Genomic DNA, 19,430 nt, shown 5'->3' with positions numbered 1-19,430 from the left:
CCACGGCAGTTCAGGGGTTGGGTGGTCGTTCGCCGCGGCGGCGGTAGTGGCGTTCGCGGTCCTCGGTCCACGAGGTCGGCAGGCAGAGCTCCCGGTCGATCGACGACGGTCCCCGGTTCGAGGCGTAGGCCAGGGACATCCCGAGCTGGCAGCTGCCGATCGTCCCGGTGGTGCGCTGAGCCGTCGTCTGCCGGGCGGCAGACCAGCCGCCCGTGGTCAGGCCCGGCGCCGGCGATCAGACGTGAGTACGCCCCGACTTGGCCCCTGGCCGAGAACCTCGCGCGACCCCGGGGTCTGAGATCCGACGACCTGACCGTACGAGTCGACGGGGTGCGATCACGACGCACTCCGTGTTCGGTCTCGGTCCAGGATTCGTGGGTCCGGCGGCTCGTTGACCGGGTTTGCCGGTGGGCGTCCGGTCAGTGCTGCGAGGACGTCGTCCGCGGCGTCGAGGGCGACCCGACGCAATGATTCTTCGGTCTGGCCTGCGATGTGCGGGGTGATGATGACGTCGGGTCGGTTCAGCAGGGAGTGGCCCGGTGGGAGGGGTTCGACCTCGGTGACGTCGAGGGCCGCCCCGCCGAGTCGACCGGTGGCGAGTGCCTGGAGCAGTGCCTGTTCGTCGATGGTGCCGCCGCGAGAGGTGTTGATGATGACCGCGTCGGGCCGCATGGTGGCGAGTTCGGTCGCGCCGATGAGGTGCCGGGTGTCGGGGAGCAGGGGGATGTGGAGGCTGACCACGTCGGAGTCGGCCAGTAGGTGTGGGAGGGTCGCGGGGGTGCTGCCGCGGCGTCGGACCTCGTCGTCGCCCAACCCCGGGTCGTAGGCGAGTGTTCTCATGCCGAAACCGTTCTGCGCGATGCCGGCGACCTGGGCGGCGATCCGGCCGAAGCCGATGAGTCCGAGGGTGCTTCCCGCCAGTTCTCTGCCGACCAGCAGGGCGCGGGAGGTGTGCCCGCTCCCGTCCTGGTTGCAGCGGTCCGCGAGGGTCAGTTTCCGTCGGAGTGCGAGCAACAGCGCGAAGGTGTGTTCGGCCACCGAGACGAGGTTGGAGGTCGGCGTGTTGGTGACGATGACACCGGCTGCTGTCGCGGCCGAGACGTCGACGGTGTCCACTCCCACGCCGTGCCGACCGATGATCTTCAGGCGAGGGGCCGCAGCGATCTGATCGGCGGTGATGCGTCCGCTGCGCACCAGGATGGCCTCGACCTCGTCGGCGACGTCGGCGAAGCTCGTGGCCGCATCACCGTAGCCGCAGCGCACATCGGCGAGCTGTCGGAGTTTCTCGATCGCGAGCGGATGGATCGGGGAAGGGATCCAGACGAGGGGTCTCGGGTCGGGCCGTGCGTCAGGCATTGGGCGTGAGCTCCCGGCTGCGCCGGCGGGACTCTTCCTCCCGCGCGACGCGTTCTTCGCAGGTGGCGAGGACCTCCGCGGCGCGGTCGGGGTTGACGACGGCGAGTCCATCGCTGTCGCCGACGATGATGTCCCCGGGGTTGACGACGACATTGCCGACGACGACCGGTCTCTGCAGCCGGAACGGGCCGTTCTTCCACGGGCCGGCGGGAATGACCGAGCGGGCGTAGACGGGCACACCGAGGTCGGCGAGTTCGACGACGTCGCGGATCGCGCCGTCGATGACGAGTGCGGCGACCTGCAGGGCCCTGGCCTTCTCGGTCACGAGGTCGCCGATGAGGGCCCTGCCGTCGTATCCGCCGCCGTCGACGACGAGGACCTGGCCGGGGCGGATCTGTCCGAGAGCCTGGTGGATGCCGAGGTTGTCCCCGTGGGCGGTCAGGACCGTGTAAGCCTCACCGGCGAAGGGCTCGCTGTCCCACATGGACTTGAGGCCGACCGGCAGGCCGAAGCGATCCTGGGAGTCACCGATGATCGTGGTAGGGTAACCGCGCAGGGCGGCGATGATGTCCGCGGTTCCGGGTGCGTCGGTTGTCCGTGTCATTGTGCGTTCCTCAACTGGGTCGGACCTGCGCGTGGCAGGGGGCGGGCTCAACTGGTCGACTTCACGGCCAGAACGGGCACTGGACTGTGCTGGAGCAGGGACTGGGCAGTGCTCCCCATGAGGAACTTCCCGACCGGGGATCGGCGCCGCAGGCCGATCACCAGCATTCGGGCGTCGACCTGCTCGACGAGGTCGATGACTGCGCTCACCGGGTCCTGGCTCTCCGCGAGCTGGTGGATCTCCACGCTCACCCCGGCGGCCTCCACCTGCCGGCGTACCTGCTCGAGGTCGGACCGGGTGGCCAGCTGGGAGTCCATGTAAGCGCCGTGCGCGGAGTTCACGACGACGACGCCGGTCTCCCAGCGCTGCGCGTGGACGACGGCGGCGTCGACGGCCGCGTGGCCCTGCGCGGTGGGGACGAACCCCACGACGATCGGCTGCGACTCGGTGAGTGGCTCGGTGGTGTCGGACATGGCTCAGACATCCGCCTTGACCTGGTCGAGGACCGACGCGAACGAGCTCTCGGTCTGGTCCCACAGCTGCTGGGAGGCCGTGTGGTCGAGGAACGAGGGGGTGAGGTTCAGGTCCTTGAGCCGGGCCAGCGTCGCCGGGTCGTCCATGACGTCGGCGATGGTGCTCGAGAGCTTCTCGACGACCTCGTCGGGAGTGCCTGCGGGCACGACGAACCCGCGGCTCGACGCGAGCTCGAAGTCGAAGCCCTGCTCGGCGAAGGTCGGGACCTCTGGAAGGAACTCGTTGCGCGAGGCTGCCGCTACCCCGAGGACCTTGCCCTGGTTGTTGGCCACGACCTCCTGGACGTCACCGACGTTGGTCACGAGGACCTCGACGTTGCCGCCCAGGAAGGCGGTCGCCGCGGGGGCGGCGCCGTCGCTGAAGTGCACCGGGCTGAACTGCGCTCCGCTCAGCTGCTCGAAGAGCACCATGGCGACGTGGTCCTGGGTGGCGACACCCGAGGTGGCCATCCGGATCTTGCCCGGCTCGGCCTTGCCCGCGGCGACGAGGTCCTGCAGGGACTGGTACGGGCTGTCGGGGGCGACGACGAAGACCTGGGGGTCCTGCACGTACATGGCGACCGGGTCGAAGCTGTCGTGGTCGTAGGACGCACCCCGCGCCGGGTCCAGGTAGGACAGGATCGTCCCGGCGAGACTGACCGTGCTCATCGTGTAGCCGTCCGGCGAGGAGGACACCAGGGCGGAGTTGCCGACCTGGCCACTGGCACCGGGCTTGTTCTCCACGACCACCGGGCGCCCCAGCTTGTCCTCGATCCCGTCGGCGATGAGCCGGGCGCCGACGTCGGTGGAACCCCCCGCGCTGAAGCTGACGATCAGGTTGACCGGCTTGCTCGGGTAGGTGGTGGCGTCGGAGCTCCCGGTCTGCGGGGTCGCGCACCCGGCGGCCAGTGCTGCCACGAGCACCGTTGCTGTCGTGGCAAAGATCTTCTTCATGGTGTTCCTCGCTCGAGATGAGTCGGGTGGCGATGGATCGGTGGGCCTGGTGTGGGTCATGCGGCGGAGTCGACCGGCAGGTGTGCCTTGCGCTTGAGGTTGGCCCCGACGACGGAGCCGACCAGGATGACGACGGCGACGATCAGGAAGGTCAGGGCGAGCGGGCGCGTCAGGAAGATCGACAGGCTGCCCCCGGAGAGCTGCAGCGACTCCCGCAGCGCGCTCTCCAGCAGCGGCCCGAGCACCAGCGTCAACACCAGCGGAGCCAGCGGCACGTGGAGATGGCGGAAGGCCAGGCCGACGAGACCGAAGAAGATCATGACGAAGACGTCGATGATGCTGTTGTTCACCGCGTACGAGCCGATCACGATGAACGAGAAGATCAAGGCGCTGAGTACCGAGTACGGGATGGCGAGCAGCCGCGTCCACAGCCCGACGAGAGGGACGTTCAACAACAGCAGCAGGGCGTTGCCGATGAACAGGCTGGCGATGACGGTCCACACCAGGACGGGATCGTCGACGAACAGCCGCGGCCCAGGGGTGATGCCGTTCTGGAGGAACGCGCCGGCCAGGACGGCGATGGCCGGTGAGGCCGGGATGCCGAGGGTGAACAGCGGGACCAGGGCCGCGTTCGAGTGCGAGTTGTTGGCGGTCTCCGGTGCGGCGACGCCCTCGATCGCGCCGGTACCCAGCTCGCCGCGGTGCTTGGAGACCTTCCGCTCGGTGCTGTAGGCCAACAGCGACGAGATCGCCGACGTCACGCCGGGCACCAGCCCGACGACCGCGCCGATCACGGTGCCTCGCCCGATGGCGGGCGCGGCGCGGCGCACGTCGGTACGCGTGGGCACCAGGTTCCGCAGACGAGGCGCGGTCGGCCGCGCCGAGTTGCCCCCGGCGACGTAGAGCAGCTCACCGAGGCCGAAGATCCCCACCAGCACCGGGACGATGCTGATCCCGTCGAGCAGGTGCTCGCTGCCCATCGTGAACCGCGGCGCGCCTGCGACGGGGTCGATGCCGATCATGGCGATCAGCAGGCCGAGAGTCGCCGAGATCAGCCCCTTGACCAACGACCGTCCGACCAGGCCCGCCAGCAGCGCGATGCCGACGAGAATGAGACAGAAGAACTCCGGCGGCCCGATCGCCAGCCCGAGCTGCGCGAGTGGCTGCGCCGCGACGACCAGGCAGATGGTGGCGACGGTGCCACCGATGAACGATCCGATCCCCGCGATGCTCAGCGCGATGCCTGCTCGTCCCTGCTTCGTCATCTGATACCCGTCGATGCAGGTGATGGCCGATTCACCCTCGCCGGGAATGTTCAGCAGGACGCTCGTGATGGTGCCGCCGTACGCGGTGCCGTAGAAGATCGCGGCGAGCATGATGATCGCCGAAGCCGGCTCCATCCCGAAGGTCAACGGCAGCAGGATGGCGATGCCGGCGGTCGCGCCGATGCCCGGCAGGATGCCCAGCGCGGTGCCGATGAGGCACCCGATCAGCGCGTACAGCAGGTTGGCCGGGGTGGCAGCGGCGGCCAAGCCCTGCCCCAGGAACTCGAGTGTGGTCATCCCTCAGTCCCTAGAAGCCCAGCACACGGAGGAAGTCCAGCGACGCGGCCGGAAGGTTCACCGACAGCACGCGGGTGAAGAGGCTGAAGACCCCGAAGCTGCCGATCGCCGCGATGGCGGCGGTCAGCAGCCAGCGACGGTGCCCGACGAAGCGCAGGTGGAAGACGAGGAACAGCAGCATGCTCAGCTGGTAGCCGATCAGCGGCATCAGGATCGCCAGGACGACGAGGCTCCCGACGATCGTCGCCACCTGACGCATCCGCAGGGGCTGCTCGTCGAGTTCGGGATCGAGTCCGTCGACCTCGTCGTCCGGCATCGAGGTGGCCACGGGCCGGGTGCGCCCGGCCCGCACCTCCTCGAGAGCCCACAGCACCGACAGCACCCCCAGCAGACCCCCGAGGAGCAGCGGGAAGAACCCCGGGCCGGGGCCCAACGGCGCCCACAGCCCGAGACCCAGCGAGGCGACCACGACGACGACCGACAGGGCGATCAGAGCCCCCGGGAACAGCAGTCGCCCCCACCTCGGGCCCGGCCCGGCCCCTGGCGCCGGAGGCGCGGGATCAACCACGCCTGATCGTTCTGGTGTCACCCTTGACTCCTCGTCGATGCTCTCATACTATGAGAGCTACTATCAGCTTGTGATGGCGTCGAACGCTAGGCGGCCCCTGCCTGCTTGTCAACGCCGTCGCAGAACGTCGGCCGACAACGCAGCGGAGCGACCGACGAGGGAGGACACGATGACCGGAGAGAAGGCACCGTCGACCATGCGCTCCCTGGAGCGGTCGATCGACGTACTGGAAGTCCTGGAGAGCGCGGGGCGACCACTCCGCCTCGCGGAGGTCGCTTCCCTCACCGACCTGCACATCGCCACGGCCCAGCGGATCCTGAGCGTCCTGGAGTCCCGCAACCGCGTCGAGCGGGACGAGTTCGGCTACCGAGCCGGGGTGAACCTGATCTTCGGAGCCAACGCCTACTTGACCACCAGTCCGCTGGTGGCGGCCGCCCGACCGGTTCTGCAGGAGCTGGCCGAACGCACCGGCCTGACGGCCTCGCTCTTCGTGCGCACCGGTTGGCACCGCGCCGTCGTCGCCCGCGTCGACGGCACCCGCCCGATCCACTACCAGCTGCCGATCGGAGCGCGACTCCCCCTACACCTCGGCGCGGGTAAGACGCTCGCCGCCTCCATGTCCGCGGAGGAGTTCGCCGCCTTCGTCGCATCCGCCGACCTGTCGTCCGACGCCACAGGCAACCCCGTCCAGCCCGAGGCGCTGCGCGCGGACCTCGAGGTCATCCGTCAGCAGGGCTTCCAAGTCGCACGCAACGAGCGACAGATCGGGTCCATGTCGATCTCCGCCCCCGTCCGCCGTCTGAAAGACCGGGAGACCGTGGGCGCAGTGACCATCGGGGCGGCCGTGGAAGACGTCAGCCAGAGCGACGTCGAGAACCTGTCGATCGAGGTACAACGGGCGGCAGCCGCAATCCGCGTCCCTTAGAGGTCGCGCGGATTGATCACAGCTGGGTCGCGGCCGGGTGTCGATGGTGAGGGGCGGGCACGGGCCTGTCGATCATGAAGTTGTTGACTCTTCGTGATCGTCTGGAGGCCGCGTGCCCGCCCTGCCATCATGGTTGACCGAGCCGTTGTGGGACCAGTTCGCCGCGCTGCTGCCGCCCCGGGTCGAGTTCGATCCCACTCATCCGTGGGGCTGTCACCGCCGCCGGATCGCGGATCGGGTCGTGTTCGACAAGCTCCTGCAGGTGCTGCGGTTCGGCTGCCCGTATCAGGGCGTCTCCGACAGCACCTGCTCGGCGACCACCATCCGCGATCGCCGTGACGAGTGGATCCGGCTCGGGGTCTTCGCCCAGCTACGCCGGATCGCCCTGGACGCCTACGACCGCATCGTCGGCCTGTTGCTTGACGACGTTGCCGTCGACGGCGCCATCACCAAGGCCCCCGGCGGCGGTGAGGTCGCCGGACCGTCACCGGTTGACCGGCGTAAACAGGGCATGAAGCGATCGGTGCTCGTCGAGGGCCATGGCATCCCACTGGGCCGGGTCCTGGCCGGGGCACACCGCCACGACTCCCCGCTACTGGGCCCCACTCTCGACCACCTCGACGCTCTCGGCCCGCTGCCCGACGACATCACCGTGCACCTCGACGCCGGCTATGACTCCGGTAAGACCCGCGACACACTCACCGAACGGGGCCTGCACAGCGAGATCGCGCGCAAGGGCGAGAAAGCACCGATCCAGGCCACCCAACGCTGGCACATCGAGCGCACCAACGCCTGGCACAACAGCTTCAACCGGCTGCAGCGCTGCTACGAACGCCGCGAAACCGTCGTCGACGCGTTCTTCGACCTCGCCGACACCATCATCACACTCCGTAGCCTGATCCGGCAGGCCTGGACCACGCACCGCTGGGACAGCCGACCACACCGCCGCCCATGATCATCCATCAATCCGCGCGACCTCTTAGGCCTGCCGGTTCGAGGTCCACTTCAGGGTCGACCTGGAGGCTCTCCTTCGAGAACGACAGAGAGCGGCCGGTGGCTCCCCCTCGCCCGGCCCGAAGGCAGCCGCGTCATGCCGCGAGCGCGACGAACCAGCGCCGGGTGACGGGCGTCGAGGCGGACTGCCGGCACCAGGACCTCCCGACGCCATCTCGACACCCGCGCGCCGCGTTCCGCGGAACGCTCACCCCCGACGCGCGAGCTCGGCCAGCCACTTCTTGAGCAGCAGCGTCTCCGGCACCCCCAGGACGTCGTTGTCGTCCGGCAGCGTGAGCAGGGCCGCCGCTGCCGCGCCGACGCCCGGTTCCCCGGGCGCTCGCTCGCCCTGTCCGCCGGTGATCGCGGCGAGGGTGGCCTCCCGCACGTCGGCCGACAGCCCGGGGTCCGGGCGCGCGGTGATGATCTGGCGCAGGGTGACGCCGACGTTGGCGGCCAGGATGTGCGCCGCGGCGCGTTCCGGGGTCACGGTCAGCCGTCCCCGGCGGTCGGCCTCGCGGGTCAGGCCGAGCAGGGCCGCGGACGGTCCGTCCTGGGCCGCGGGCCGTCGTCCGGGCGTGACCTGGCCGTACATGAGGGCGTAGAAGCCGGGGTTCGCGATGCCGAACGCGACGTGGGCGTCCCATCCGTCGCGGATGTCCTGGATCGGGTCCCCGCTGGACTCCTGGGCCCGCTTCGCGGACAGGTACTGCTCGAACCCGTGCTCGACGACGGCGTCGAGCAGGCCTTCCTTGCTGCCGAAGAAGTGGTACAGCGTCGGGAGGCGCACACCGGCGGCGTCGCAGATCGCCCGCAGCGGCACGCTCTCCCCGGGCGAGGCCGCGATGAGGTCGGCGGCCGCCCGCAGGAGCCGGTCCCGGGTCCCGGTCTCCGCCGGTCGATCTTCCACCGGCCCACTGTAGGGCGGCCGCGCGGCGCCGGGACGGCGACGGCGGCGCCCCGGCCGCCGTCGCGCCCCGGCGCTCACGACGACGTCCTCACCGCGTGGTGTAGCCGCCGTTGGCGAAGATCGTCTGGCCGGTGATCCAGTGCCCCTCGGTGGCGAGGAACCGCACGATCGGGGCGATGTCCTCGATCCTGGTGAGCCGCCCGCCCATCGCCTGCGACTTGTGGAACTCGACCCGCTCCGGGGTCTCCTGCGGGTAGAAGAACGGGGTGTCCATCGGACCGGGCGCGATGCTGTTCACCGAGATGCCGCGGTCGGCGAACTCCTTGGACGCGGCGCGGGTGAAGTGCTCGACCGGGGACTTCCCACCGGCGTAGGTGGAGTAGCCGTCGGTGAAGGCGGCCAGCAGCGCCGTGACGATCGTGATGATCGAGCCGTTGTCGGAGACGCTGCGGCCCGCCTCCTTGATGAAGAAGTACGCGGCCTTGGAGTTGATGTCGAACATCGAGTCGTACTCGGCCTCGGTGGTCTCCACGATCGGCTTGCGGAGCACCTTGCCGACGGCGTTGACGGCGACGTCGATCGAGCCCAGCGAGCCCGTCGCGTCCGCGAAGAGCTTCTCGACCTCCGCCGGGACGGTCAGGTCCCCCTGCAGCAGCACACCCTCGCGGCCCGCGGCCTCGACCGCCTTCAGGGTCTCCTCGGCCTCGGCGCGCGAGGACTCGGAGTTGTAGTGGATCGCGACGTTCGCCCCCGCCTCGGCGGCCTGACGGCTGATCAGGCCCCCGAGGTTCTTGCCGCCCGCGGCGACGAGCACGTTCCGGCCCTGCAACGACTGTGTGGTCATGCGCTCTCCCAGATCGAATGTATCGCTTGTATATACCTGTGTATCAGCTATACAGAGCGATGTCGACCGGGACCGCTCAGAACGCCCAGGTGCCGGTCATCAGCGCGACCCCCGTGACCGCCAGCAGTCCAACGACGACGTGTTCCCCGGTCCCGCCGGTCCGGAACCGCAGCATCCGCGGCCAGCGGATCCCCGCCAACGGCCAGAACGCGAACCGGTTCCCGTTCGAGGTCAGCTCGTCGCCGATCGCACCGATCCAGCAGCCCGCACCGGCCGCGACGCCGGTCCAGACCGCCGTCTGACCGGGCAGCAGGTACCCGGTCCCCCACCACGCCAGCAGCCCGACCGCGGCCGCGAAGACCGGCGAGTGCGACAGCCCGCGGTGCGACACCCCGGTCGCCACCCGGGACAGCCACCGGATCACCCGGCACAGCAGCCAGGTCACCGGCGGCAGCGCCCGCGCCGCGACGCTCGACGGATGGTCCAGGTCCGGCGCGAACGCGGCCAGCGCGCACACCACCACGACCACCGGCACCAGCACCGGTGGCGGCGGCACCGCCGAGCACACCGCGAGCCCCAGCACCGCACCCGACAACGCGTGCGTACGCCCCATCATCGTGACCCCCACCTTCCCCAGAAGAACACGGAACGTAACCACGCGCCACCGTCCCGGCCGGTCCCCGACACGCGTGGGACGGTCTTGACCACACCCGGTGGGCCGCGCAGGCTCGCACCGTGACGCAGTGGTGGCGCAACTGGGCGGGCAACCAGCGCACCCGTCCGATCAGGACGGTCCGGGCGCGCGACACCGGCGACGTCGTCGACGCCGTCCGCCGGGCCGCCGAACAGGGACTGCGGGTGCGTCCGCTCGGCAGCGGCCACTCCTTCACCGGGATCGGCGTGCCCGACGGCGTCGCGCTGGCGGTGCCCGCCGACCCGGCCGGGCTGCGCTGCGACGGCGCGCTCGTGACCGTCCCGGCCGGGGTCACCCTGCACACGCTCAACCGGTGGCTGTGGGCGCGCGGACGGGCGCTGCCGAACCTCGGCGACATCGATGCCCAGACCGTCGCCGGCGCGATCTCCACCGGCACCCACGGAACCGGCGCCGGGTACCGCGGCATCGCCGACGCGGTGCGCGGGCTGCTCCTCGTCGACGGCACCGGCACGGTGCACACACTCGACACGACCCGCGAGCCCGACCTGTTCGACCTGGCCAGGGTGGGGCTCGGGGCGCTCGGGGTGATCGTGGAGGTGACCCTGGAGACCGTCCCCGCGTTCCACCTGCACGCCCGCGAGAGCGCCCGCCCGCTCGCCGAGGTCCTCGACGGCCTCGACGCGCTCGCCGCGGCACACGACCACGTCGAGTTCTATTGGTTCCCGCACACCACCACCGCGGTGCTGAAGACCGACGACCGGACCGGCGCGACCGGCCCCCGCCGCAGCCGGGCCGCCGCCCTCGTCGGCGACGAGCTGCTCGGCAACGGCGCGTTCGGGCTGGTCCAGCGGGTCGCCGCGGCGGCACCGCCGCTGGTGCCGCGGCTCAACCGGGTCATGGCCGGGCAGATGGCCGCCGGGGAGTACGTGGCCCCGTCCTACGCCGTGTTCTGCAGCCCGCGCCGCGTGCGGTTCCTGGAGATGGAGTACGCCGTGCCGCGGACCGCGCTCGGTGAGGCGTTCGCCGGGCTGCGGGCCGCCGCCGCCCGGCACGCCGTGGACGTCGCGTTCCCCGTCGAGGTCCGGGTGCTCGGCGGCGACGACATCGCACTGTCCACCGCGTACGGACGCGACACCGCCTACCTCGCGGTGCACGTCCACGCGCGACGCCCGCACGAGGCGTACTTCGGCGCCGTCGAGTCGGTGCTGTCCGCACTGGACGGACGTCCGCACTGGGGCAAGCTGCACACCCGCACCGCGGAGCAGCTGCGGCCCCGCTACCCGCGGTTCGACGCGTTCGTCACCGCGCGGGACCGGCTCGACCCGGAGGGCCGGTTCCGCAACCCCTACCTCGACCGGGTCCTGGGGGTTCCGTGCACGTCGACGACCTGACCACGCCCGCGCTGCTGGTCGACGCGGCCGCGCTGGAGGCCAACCTCGCGGACATGGCGGCGCTGCTGCCCGGCCCGCGGCTGCGTCCGCACGTGAAGGCGCACAAGACGACCGAGCTGGCCCGACGACAGGCCGCGCACGGCCACACCGGGTTCACCTGTGCCACGGTGCGTGAGGTGGAGGGCATGGCCGCGGCCGGTCTGGGCACGGACCTGCTGCTGGCCAACGAGGTGCTCGACGCGCGCCGCCTCGGTGCCGTCGTGCGGTCCGGGGCCCGGGTGACACTCGCGATCGACTCCGAGCAGACGCTGCGCGCGGCCGTCGACGGCGGTGTGCGCGAGGTGCTGATCGACGTCAACATCGGACTGCCGCGCTGCGGGATCGCGCCGGCCCGCGCCGGGGCGCTCGCCGACGCCGCCCGCGCCGCCGGGCTGACCGTGCGCGGGGTGATGGGCTACGAGGGCCACCTGCAGATGCTCCCCGACGAGGCCGAACGGGACCGGCTCACCACCGAGTGCACCGACCGGCTCCGCGCGGCGCACGCCGACGTCGGCGGCGAGATCGTCTCCGGCGGCGGCACCGGGACTCACGCGGTGAACACCGCGTGCACCGAGATCCAGGCCGGGTCCTACGCGCTGATGGACACCGCCTACACCGCCGCCGGGCTGCCGTTCCGCCAGGCGCTCACCGTGCTGTCCACGGTGGTCTCGACGACCGCGCCGGACGGCGACATGCCCGGCTGGGCGGTCGCCGACGCCGGACTCAAGGCGTTCGGCATGGACCACGGCAACCCCACCGTCCCTGAGGGAAACGTGTGGTTCTGCGCCGACGAGCACCTCGTGTTCGCCGCCGACGCCCCACCGGCCACCGGCGACCGGGTGCGGATCGTGCCCGCCCACGTCGACCCCACCGTCGCCTTCCACGAGCGGATGCACGTCGTGGAGGGCGACCGGGTCGTCGACACCTGGGCGGTCGACCTGCGCGGCTGGTGAGGTCAGCCGGCGTCGATGCCGCCGCCGTCGTACAGCGACTCGACCGTGTCGGCGAACTTCTCGGTGATCGGGCGGCGCTTGAGCTTCATGGTCGGGGTGAGCTCGTCGCCGCCGGGGATCCACGGGTCGGGCACGATCGCGTACCGGCGGACGGTCTCGACCCGGGCCAGGCGCGCGTTGCCCTCCTTCACCGCGCGGGCGACCTCCTCGCGCACCGTCGGGTCGTCGTGGGCCCGGCCGGCCGCGACGTCCGGGTCCAGCGCGACCAGCGCGACGTTGTAGGGCCGGGCGTCGCCGATCACGCACAGCTGGCCGATCAGCGGGGACCGGGACTTGATCGCCGACTCCACCGCCGACGGGGAGATGTTCTTCCCCGCCGCGTTGATGATCAGCTCCTTCTTCCGGTCGACGATCCGCAGGTAGCCGTCCTCGATGACGCCGATGTCGCCGGTGCGCAGGAAGCCGTCCTCGGTGAACACCGCCGCGGTCTCCTCCGGCTTGCCGCGGTAGCCCCGCATCACGGCCTCGGACCGCATCAGGACCTCGCCGTCGGAGTCCAGGCGCAGCTCGGTCCCGGGCAGCGCGGGGCCCGCGGTGCCGACCCGGATCGCGTCGGACGGGTTGCAGGTGCACGCGGCGCAGTTCTCCGACATGCCGTAGATCTCGCCGAGCGGGACGCCGATCGCGTGGAAGAACAGCGTCAGCTCCGGCGCGCTCGGGGCGGCACCGATGTTGGCCGACCGCGCCTCGTCCAGGCCCAGTGCGGCCCGCAGCGACGCCAGGGCCGGCGCGGCGGCCTCCACCCGGGCCGCGAGCTCGGCGGGCACCGGCTCCCCGGCCTGGGTGAGCCGGGCGGCCTCGGTCCCGTCGGCGATCGCCGCCTCCACGAGCGCGCGCTCCCGCGGCTCCCTGGCCGCGACCGCGGCCTCCACCCCCGCCTTGAGCTTCTCCCAGATCCGGGGCACCGCGAAGAACGAGTGCGGGCGCACCTCGCGCAGCGCCGCGCCGATCTCCCGCGGGTTCGCGCACGTCGTGACGTCGAGGCCGAACAGGATGGCCATGTAGTACGACGCGTCCCGCTCGGCGATGTGGGCCAGCGGCAGCCAGCACACCACGCGGTCCCCGGGCCGCAGCCCGAACACCGTGCCGACGGTGCGGTTCGCGCTCATCAGGTTGCGATGGGTCAGCTCGACGCCCTTGGGCGGGCCGGTCGTCCCCGAGGTGTAGATGATCGTCAGCAGGTCGTCCGGGGTCACCGCGGCCGGCGTGGCGAGCGGCTCGGCCGTCAGCAGCGCGTCCCACCCGGTGGCGCCCTCCGGGCCGGGCCCGTCGAGGACGACGACCCGGCAGCCGGCCGCCGCAGCCGGTGCCGCCGCGACGGCGGCGAAGCTCTCCTGCACGAGCAGGACCGTGGCGCCGGAGTCGCGCAGCACGTACGCGATCTGCTCGGGCGAGGAGGTGTTGTAGATCGACACCGTGGCCGCCCCGAGCAGCACGGCGCCCAGGTCGGCGACGTGGAACTCGGGCCGGTTCTCCAGCATCAGCGCGACGACCGAGCCGTGGCCGACACCGAGCCCGGCCAGGCCGGACGCGGCGCGGCGGGCCAGCGCGTCGTACTCCGACCAGGTCCACCGGACCGCCCCGTCCCGGGTGCGCAGCGCGACCTCGTCGGGGCGTGCGGCGACGGTGTCGTGCAGGGCGTCCAGCAACGTTGCGGTCATGCTCCGGCCTCCGGGGCGATCAGGGCCGGCGCCCGTTCCGGGGACGCGGTCGCCGGGGTGAGGCCGCGCCGTGCGGACTCCTCGCGATTCTGCACGAACCCGCGTGCCTCACGGACCCTGGCGATCTCCCGGCCGACGTCGCGCCGCAGCACCCGCCACAGCTCGGCGCGGTCCACCGCCGGGTCGCGCACGCAGTCGCGGACCCAGCCCAGGAGCCGGGTCGGGCGGAAGACCTGGGTCGGTGGCCGCCGGCGGGAGAACACGTCCCACAGCTCGGTGGCGCGGTCCTCGCTCGCGGCGAACCAGCGGTAGGACGCGCGCTCCAGCGGTGAGACGTCGTCGTCACGCCCCAGGCCGTTGGCCCACTGGTACATCGGCAGGCACTGCTCGTCGCGGTCGGACTCCCAGCGCGCGAGCGCGGCGTCGAGGTCGGCCGGGTCGTCCAGGTACGGAGCGACGGCCTCGCCGAGCAGGCGGCCGAAGCGCAGCGCGTCGCGGATGCCCTGGGCGGTGACCGGGTCCTTGAAGTGACCGGCGTCGCCGGCGAGCGCCCAACCCGGCCCCTGCGAGTGCCGGAAGTACGACGGGTGGCTGCGCGAGGTGCGGACCTTCGACGCCATCGTGCAGCCGCGCAGCCGCTCGGCCAACGGCGCGATCGCGGCCACGGTCGAGGAGAACGCGCCGGTCGCGTCGCGCCGGAACTCCTCCGCGCGTTCCACCGGCGGCATGAGCAGCACGACGGACTTCCCGCCGTCGCACGGGAAGACGGTGGCGAGCTCGCGCCCCTCGCGCCACTGGGCGGCGACGCCGCGCAGCTCCTCGCGGGGGTCGTCGTAGTAGGCGAAGGCCATCATCCGCTGGTTCTCCCAGCGGTGGTGCTCGCGGGTGCCGACCAGGCGGGCGACGGTGGAGCGACGCCCGTCGGCGCCGACCACCAGCTTCGCCCGGATCTCCCCGGTGCGGTCCTCGCGGTCCTTCCAGCGGACCCCGACGACGCGTCCGTCGTCGTCGTGGAGCAGGTCGGTCACCCGGGTTGCCTCGCGGACCTCGGCCCCGGCCGCGCGAGCGGTCTCCACCAGCGCGAGGTCGAGCCCGGGGCGGCGCACGCAGGACCCGGTGGCGATGCCCTCGTAGGCACCGGAGCGACCGGTGATCTCGACCTCCGGCGTGCCGAGCGCGGCCCGCGGATGCAGCGGCGGGTCCAGCGCCAGCACCCGGTCCCTGGCCCCGAGCCGTTCCAGCTCCGCCCAGTGGTGCGGGAAGAACAGGTGGGTGGACAGCGTGTCCGAGGGGAAGGTCGCGCCGTCGAGGGCGACGACCGCACGGCCGCGGCGGGCCAGGGCGATGGCGGCGGCGGAACCCGCACAGCGGGCCCCGACGACGAGCACGTCGGTGTGGGTCTCCATGAGCAGCGACGATGGCAGTTCGGTGAGTGTTTTACAAGAGCGTTCATTCAGTGAACGCACTTCTAAAACACTGTGGTTATCCTGTCCCGGTGACGACGAGCGCAGGCACGACGGCAGCGGCGCGGGGCGAACGCCGGCGCGCCAGGACCCGGGCCGCGATCCTCGACGCCGCCGAGGAGGTCTTCCGCCGCGAGGGGCACGAGACCGCGCGGATCGAGGAGATCGCCGACCTCGCCGACGTGTCGGTGGGCTCGATCTACACCCACTTCGACGGCAAGCTCGGCCTCTACCTGACCCTGGTCGAGCGGTCGCTGGACCTGTTCGCCGCGTACATGGCGCGGACCGACGCACCCGAGCTGACCCCGCTCGGCCGGGTCCTCGCGGGGGGCGACGCCTACCTGCGCTTCCACCTGGAGCACCCGGGCGCCTTCCAGTTCCTGGCCCACCCCCGACCCGCCGGCGCGGTGCACTCGGGCGGGGGCGACATCGAGACGCGGATCCGGGAACGGGTCGGCGGCCTGCTCGACGACTTCGCCGCCCGGATCGACGCGGCCGTCGCCGCCGGGGAGGCTCGACCGGTCGACGCCGGCAGGCTCACCCGCTACCTGTGGGGCGCGTGGAACGGCGTGATCGGGCTGAGCCTGCAGCCCGACGGGCTGCGGCTCTCGCCCGACGAGGTCGCCGAGACCCTCGAGCTGGGCCGTTGGCTGCTGCGCGAGGGGCTGGCCACGGCGTCGCTGCGCGGACCGGACGGCACCGTCGGCGACCGGGTGCCCCTGCCCCGCGTCTGACCTCGGAGCAGGGTCCGTCCGCTCACACCCAGCGTTGCGCCAGCGCGGCCAGCCCGGCCGCGAACACGCCGTTCGCGAACAGCCCGGCGAGCTCGCCCTCGTCGGCCCCGTCCGCGTCGAACTCGGTCCACCACTCGCCGAAGGTGTGCCCGACCGCGGTGACCGGGGCCAGCCGGATGGTGGAGACGTAGCGGCGCACCGGGAACGGCGACTCGAGGATCTCGTAGGTGAGGGCGTGCCCGCGCTCGTCGAGTGCGGTCAGCTCCTCGACGACGGTGCCGCCGCCGTCGGCCAGTGTCAGGCGCCGCTGCGCACCGATCTCGCTGCCGGACGCGCCACGGATCAGCTCGCAGGTCGCGATCGCCGGGTGCCAGCGGTGGAGGCCACCGAAGTCACGGACGTGCGGCCACACCTCGGCCAGCGGTGCCGTGATCACGGCGCTGGAGTAGGGACGGGGCATCGGGAACTCCTCCTCGGGAGTGTCAGGACTGCCGGCGCAGGTGAGGTCCTGTGCCACGTACTCGGCGGCGCGCGGGCGACCTCGCTGCCCTGTCCGGCAGGCTCCGGGCTCTCGCCCGTCCGCGCGGCGCGCAGGACCTCGGCGAGTTCGGCGTCGAGGGTGCCGATCACGTACGCGGTCCGCACACCGGAGTTCTACCGGGCCCCGGGTACCCGGGGCGAGGGTCGGAGCCCGGACGGCGCAGGGCACCATGGACACGCCCCCCTTCCGCCGGGCTCGTGACCTCGGGGCCCGTGACGTCGTTGGAGAGACATGCTCGGTCAACCGGACGACCCGCGTGGCATCGTGCTCCCGCTCGACGGGCGGCCCGGCGGAACGGAGACCGGCGCCCCCGAACGCAACGGTGGCCCGCGTCCCCTCCGCAACGGGAGTCCGCCTCCCGGCCCGGCCCTGCTGCTGAGCTGGGCCCCCACCCCGGCCGTCGACGACGACCGCACCTGGGCGACGTTGTCGGCATCGAGCGAGCTGGCGCGGCGGCTCGCGCCCGACGCGGGCCGCGGTCCCGCCGCGGGGCTCACCTTCCGGCTCGCGCTGCCCGAAGCGTTCGGCGCCGAGCCGCTGCTGCGCCTGGCCGGCGGTGAGACGGCGGCGGCGGCCCCCGGGTCGTCGGCGCTGGTGCCGGTCGCGCCCACCGCGCCCGGTGACCGGCACGGCGCCGGGCTGGGCCTGCTCACCCTGACCACCGCGGCCGAGATCGCCGCGACCGGTACCCAGACCCGGGTGCTCGACGAGCTGACCGCCGCGGTCGACCAGCTGGCGCCGTCGTGCGTGATGCGGCTGGACTCGCGGCTGCGGGCGGCCGAGGAGTCGCTGCGCGAGGCCCAGACCGAGCTGCTCGAGCGCGGCTCGCTCGTCGTCGACGGCGCCGGGACCGACAGCGGCTCCCCTTCGCGCGGGCTCGAGACGGCGGTCGCGAACCTGTCGGTGCTGCGCCACCAGACGCACGCCTGGATCGCGGGCTGGGAGCGGGCCGTCGCCGGGGCCGACCCGTCGGGCACGCCCGGCCTGGCGCTGCGCGACGCGCTCGGCGAGGTCGGCAAGCTCGGCTGGACCGGGTTCCCGGCCGCGGTGCACGGCGCCTACCAGGCGCTCGTCCTGGACGCCCGGCGCATCCTGCTCACCGCGGCGGACCACCTGCTGCGTGCCCCGAACCGGCCGTTGACCGCGCTGCGCCCCCTGGTCGAGAGCGACCTCGCGGGCCGGGCCGCCGACGTCGCGCGGCTGCACCGGCTGCTGACCACGCTGTCGACGCTGCCGCAGACCGTGCGCAAGCGCTCCGGCGGGATGATGCCGAACCTGATCGCCGACCAGGCGGCGGCCAACGCCCGCAGCCAGGCGCTGTTCACGCGGATGGCGAACGCGCTGCGCTCCCCGGTGTGGGACGGCCGCGTCGTCGTCGAGGTGCGGTCGCTCGACTCGGGCGAGCTGCAGGTGCTGCGCCCGATCTGACCCGGGACACGCCACGGCCCTCCCGTCCGGCGCGGTGCCGGACGGGAGGGCCGTGGACGGGTGTCGCGGTGGGTCAGCGGGCGACGGCCTTGGCGCGCTTGCGCGCGTCCTTCGCCGACGCCTTGGCCTGCTTGGCGGCCTCGGCACCGGCCACCGACGCGCGGTCGGCCAGGTCCGAGCCGAGCTTCGCGGCCTGGGACTGGGCCTGGGTGACCAGGGTGGAGAACCGGTCGACGTACTCGGGGGCACGCTTCTCCGCGCGGGCGGCGGCCTTGCGGGCCTGCTTCTCCCAGCGGGCGCGGCGCTTCTCGGCCTCGCGCACCCACTTGCCACCGGTGCGCCCGGCGGCCTTGCGGTACTGGGCACCCTTCTTGTCCACGAGCTTCTCGAGCTGGGCGCCCCGCTTCTCGGCCGCCTTCGCCAGCTTGGCGCCCCGCTTCTCGGCGACCTTCGCCTTCTTCTGTGCCGCCTTGGAGGTGCGCTCGGCGGCGGCCGAGAGCTGCTCGGACCAGGTGGAGGCCTTGTCCGAGGCGACCTCGGACAGGTGCGCGGCCTGCTCGGAGGCCTTGCCTCCCCACTCGGTGGCGCGCTCGCGCACGACCGGGCCGTACTCCTCGACGGCCCCGGCCAGCTTCTCCCGGCTGCCCGCGGCGGCCGCGGCGATCGAGGTGCCCGCACCGGCCAGTCCTGCGGCGAGCTGGGCACCGGTGTCCGAGCCGGAGCCGGAGAGCCGGGCCTGGGCCCGCTCGGCGGCCTTGCGCGTCCGGTAGGCGTGCGACGGCTTGCCGTGCGTGTCGGCGGCCGCGATGAGCAGCCCGCCGAGGAGGCCGACGTTCTTCAGGAAGTGGATCTGCTCGTTGGCACGCTTCTGCTGGTCGGTCTCCTCCCAGAAGCGGTGCCCGGCCAGCGTGGTCGGGACGAGCGAGGCGGCCAGCGCGGTGGCCGACAGGCGGGGGAACTTGCCCAGGGCGAGCAGGGAGCCCGCCACGATCTTCACACCGGCGTCGACCTTGACCAGGGTCTCGTTGTCCGGGCGCCGCTCCAGCGGGGCGTTCTCCACGACCTTGTCGATGGCCGGGGCGGCCTGGTCGAGGACGGGCTTGACGGCGGACGACAACGCGTCGGCATTCCGCAGCTCGTTGATTCCGCCGAAGATGAACACGGCGGCGAGGGCGGGTCGGGCTACACGTCGCAAGACTGGCATGGGGCACCTTTCCCCGGCCCGCCCGTCCGCAAACCCGGGGTGGGTGTGGCGTCACCGCCACGGGGTGGCAATC

20 protein-coding genes are annotated in these 19,430 nt (G+C 72.3%); 6 read left to right on the top strand and 14 right to left on the bottom strand.

Going from position 1 to position 19,430, the window contains the following annotated elements:
• Nucleotides 1–10: 10 nt before the first annotated feature.
• The 7 genes from Ae717Ps2_RS40270 to Ae717Ps2_RS07740 all read right to left on the bottom strand — a co-directional run bounded on the left by Ae717Ps2_RS40270 (nt 11) and on the right by Ae717Ps2_RS07740 (nt 5,556).
• Nucleotides 11–220 (bottom strand): transposase, encoded by a 210-nt coding sequence (locus tag Ae717Ps2_RS40270; protein ID WP_369804870.1) that lies wholly within the window; start codon nt 218–220, stop codon nt 11–13.
• Between the two features lie 116 nt (nt 221–336).
• Complete coding sequence (locus tag Ae717Ps2_RS07765) at nt 337–1,356, bottom strand: hydroxyacid dehydrogenase (protein WP_063718746.1); 1,020 nt, start codon at nt 1,354–1,356, stop codon at nt 337–339.
• Complete coding sequence (locus Ae717Ps2_RS07760) at nt 1,349–1,960, bottom strand: RraA family protein (RefSeq protein WP_075311485.1); 612 nt, start codon at nt 1,958–1,960, stop codon at nt 1,349–1,351. Before Ae717Ps2_RS07760 ends, Ae717Ps2_RS07765 begins: the two co-directional genes overlap by 8 nt.
• Nucleotides 1,961–2,007: 47 nt before the next feature.
• Nucleotides 2,008–2,433, bottom strand: a complete 426-nt coding sequence (locus Ae717Ps2_RS07755; protein ID WP_075311483.1) for a universal stress protein — start codon at nt 2,431–2,433, stop codon at nt 2,008–2,010.
• 3 nt (nt 2,434–2,436) lie between these two features.
• Nucleotides 2,437–3,426: a tripartite tricarboxylate transporter substrate binding protein gene (locus tag Ae717Ps2_RS07750; protein WP_043280325.1), complete on the bottom strand. Its 990-nt coding sequence runs from the start codon at nt 3,424–3,426 to the stop codon at nt 2,437–2,439.
• A 56-nt stretch (nt 3,427–3,482) separates the two neighbouring features.
• On the bottom strand, nt 3,483–4,988 hold the full coding sequence (locus Ae717Ps2_RS07745; protein ID WP_020625892.1) for a tripartite tricarboxylate transporter permease: 1,506 nt from the start codon (nt 4,986–4,988) through the stop codon (nt 3,483–3,485).
• Between the two features lie 10 nt (nt 4,989–4,998).
• The gene (locus Ae717Ps2_RS07740; RefSeq protein WP_158071470.1) at nt 4,999–5,556 is read right to left on the bottom strand and encodes a tripartite tricarboxylate transporter TctB family protein; all 558 of its coding nucleotides are present in this window, start codon (nt 5,554–5,556) and stop codon (nt 4,999–5,001) included.
• 169 nt (nt 5,557–5,725) lie between these two features.
• Here Ae717Ps2_RS07740 and Ae717Ps2_RS07735 point away from each other — a divergent pair, with 169 nt between their 5' ends.
• Both Ae717Ps2_RS07735 and Ae717Ps2_RS07730 read left to right on the top strand, forming a co-directional pair.
• A complete protein-coding gene (locus tag Ae717Ps2_RS07735) occupies nt 5,726–6,481 on the top strand; it encodes an IclR family transcriptional regulator (RefSeq protein ID WP_075311479.1) in 756 nt (251 codons plus the stop codon).
• 112 nt (nt 6,482–6,593) lie between these two features.
• Nucleotides 6,594–7,436, top strand: coding sequence for an IS5 family transposase (locus tag Ae717Ps2_RS07730; RefSeq protein WP_075329730.1), 843 nt, complete (start codon nt 6,594–6,596; stop codon nt 7,434–7,436).
• A 246-nt stretch (nt 7,437–7,682) separates the two neighbouring features.
• Here Ae717Ps2_RS07730 and Ae717Ps2_RS07725 read toward each other — a convergent pair whose 3' ends face one another.
• From Ae717Ps2_RS07725 to Ae717Ps2_RS07715, 3 genes are all read right to left on the bottom strand, one after another.
• The gene (locus Ae717Ps2_RS07725; protein WP_075333171.1) at nt 7,683–8,384 is read right to left on the bottom strand and encodes a TetR/AcrR family transcriptional regulator; all 702 of its coding nucleotides are present in this window, start codon (nt 8,382–8,384) and stop codon (nt 7,683–7,685) included.
• A gap of 88 nt (nt 8,385–8,472) precedes the next feature.
• On the bottom strand, nt 8,473–9,228 hold the full coding sequence (locus tag Ae717Ps2_RS07720; protein WP_020627460.1) for an SDR family oxidoreductase: 756 nt from the start codon (nt 9,226–9,228) through the stop codon (nt 8,473–8,475).
• A gap of 76 nt (nt 9,229–9,304) precedes the next feature.
• Nucleotides 9,305–9,844 (bottom strand): metal-dependent hydrolase, encoded by a 540-nt coding sequence (locus Ae717Ps2_RS07715; protein ID WP_139318978.1) that lies wholly within the window; start codon nt 9,842–9,844, stop codon nt 9,305–9,307.
• Nucleotides 9,845–9,963: 119 nt separating this feature from the next.
• On the opposite strand from Ae717Ps2_RS07715, the gene Ae717Ps2_RS07710 reads away from it, so the two are divergent.
• Both Ae717Ps2_RS07710 and Ae717Ps2_RS07705 read left to right on the top strand, forming a co-directional pair.
• Nucleotides 9,964–11,274 (top strand): D-arabinono-1,4-lactone oxidase, encoded by a 1,311-nt coding sequence (locus tag Ae717Ps2_RS07710; protein ID WP_020627459.1) that lies wholly within the window; start codon nt 9,964–9,966, stop codon nt 11,272–11,274.
• Entirely contained in the window at nt 11,256–12,266 is a 1,011-nt protein-coding gene (locus Ae717Ps2_RS07705; RefSeq protein WP_075333170.1) for an alanine racemase, read from the top strand. Before Ae717Ps2_RS07710 ends, Ae717Ps2_RS07705 begins: the two co-directional genes overlap by 19 nt.
• A 2-nt stretch (nt 12,267–12,268) precedes the next feature.
• On the opposite strand, the gene Ae717Ps2_RS07700 is transcribed toward Ae717Ps2_RS07705, so the two are convergent.
• Both Ae717Ps2_RS07700 and Ae717Ps2_RS07695 read right to left on the bottom strand, forming a co-directional pair.
• Nucleotides 12,269–13,987 carry a long-chain fatty acid--CoA ligase gene (locus tag Ae717Ps2_RS07700; RefSeq protein WP_075333169.1) on the bottom strand — a complete coding sequence of 573 codons (1,719 nt, stop codon included), beginning with the start codon at nt 13,985–13,987 and terminating at the stop codon, nt 12,269–12,271.
• A complete protein-coding gene (locus tag Ae717Ps2_RS07695) occupies nt 13,984–15,393 on the bottom strand; it encodes an NAD(P)/FAD-dependent oxidoreductase (protein WP_075333168.1) in 1,410 nt (469 codons plus the stop codon). The genes Ae717Ps2_RS07700 and Ae717Ps2_RS07695 overlap by 4 nt, the downstream gene beginning before the upstream one ends.
• Nucleotides 15,394–15,482: 89 nt before the next feature.
• On the opposite strand from Ae717Ps2_RS07695, the gene Ae717Ps2_RS07690 reads away from it, so the two are divergent.
• Nucleotides 15,483–16,184 (top strand): TetR/AcrR family transcriptional regulator, encoded by a 702-nt coding sequence (locus Ae717Ps2_RS07690; RefSeq protein ID WP_075311467.1) that lies wholly within the window; start codon nt 15,483–15,485, stop codon nt 16,182–16,184.
• A 22-nt stretch (nt 16,185–16,206) separates the two neighbouring features.
• On the opposite strand, the gene Ae717Ps2_RS07685 is transcribed toward Ae717Ps2_RS07690, so the two are convergent.
• The gene (locus Ae717Ps2_RS07685) at nt 16,207–16,644 is read right to left on the bottom strand and encodes an SRPBCC family protein (RefSeq protein ID WP_075311465.1); all 438 of its coding nucleotides are present in this window, start codon (nt 16,642–16,644) and stop codon (nt 16,207–16,209) included.
• Between the two features lie 312 nt (nt 16,645–16,956).
• Here Ae717Ps2_RS07685 and Ae717Ps2_RS07680 point away from each other — a divergent pair, with 312 nt between their 5' ends.
• Nucleotides 16,957–18,153: a hypothetical protein gene (locus Ae717Ps2_RS07680; RefSeq protein ID WP_075311463.1), complete on the top strand. Its 1,197-nt coding sequence runs from the start codon at nt 16,957–16,959 to the stop codon at nt 18,151–18,153.
• Between the two features lie 73 nt (nt 18,154–18,226).
• On the opposite strand, the gene Ae717Ps2_RS07675 is transcribed toward Ae717Ps2_RS07680, so the two are convergent.
• On the bottom strand, nt 18,227–19,348 hold the full coding sequence (locus Ae717Ps2_RS07675; RefSeq protein ID WP_158071469.1) for a DoxX family protein: 1,122 nt from the start codon (nt 19,346–19,348) through the stop codon (nt 18,227–18,229).
• Nucleotides 19,349–19,430: the final 82 nt, after the last annotated feature.

This window comes from Pseudonocardia sp. Ae717_Ps2, assembly GCF_001932475.1.
Lineage (GTDB): Bacteria > Actinomycetota > Actinomycetes > Mycobacteriales > Pseudonocardiaceae > Pseudonocardia.
This window is presented reverse-complemented; position numbering and strand designations above follow the sequence as displayed.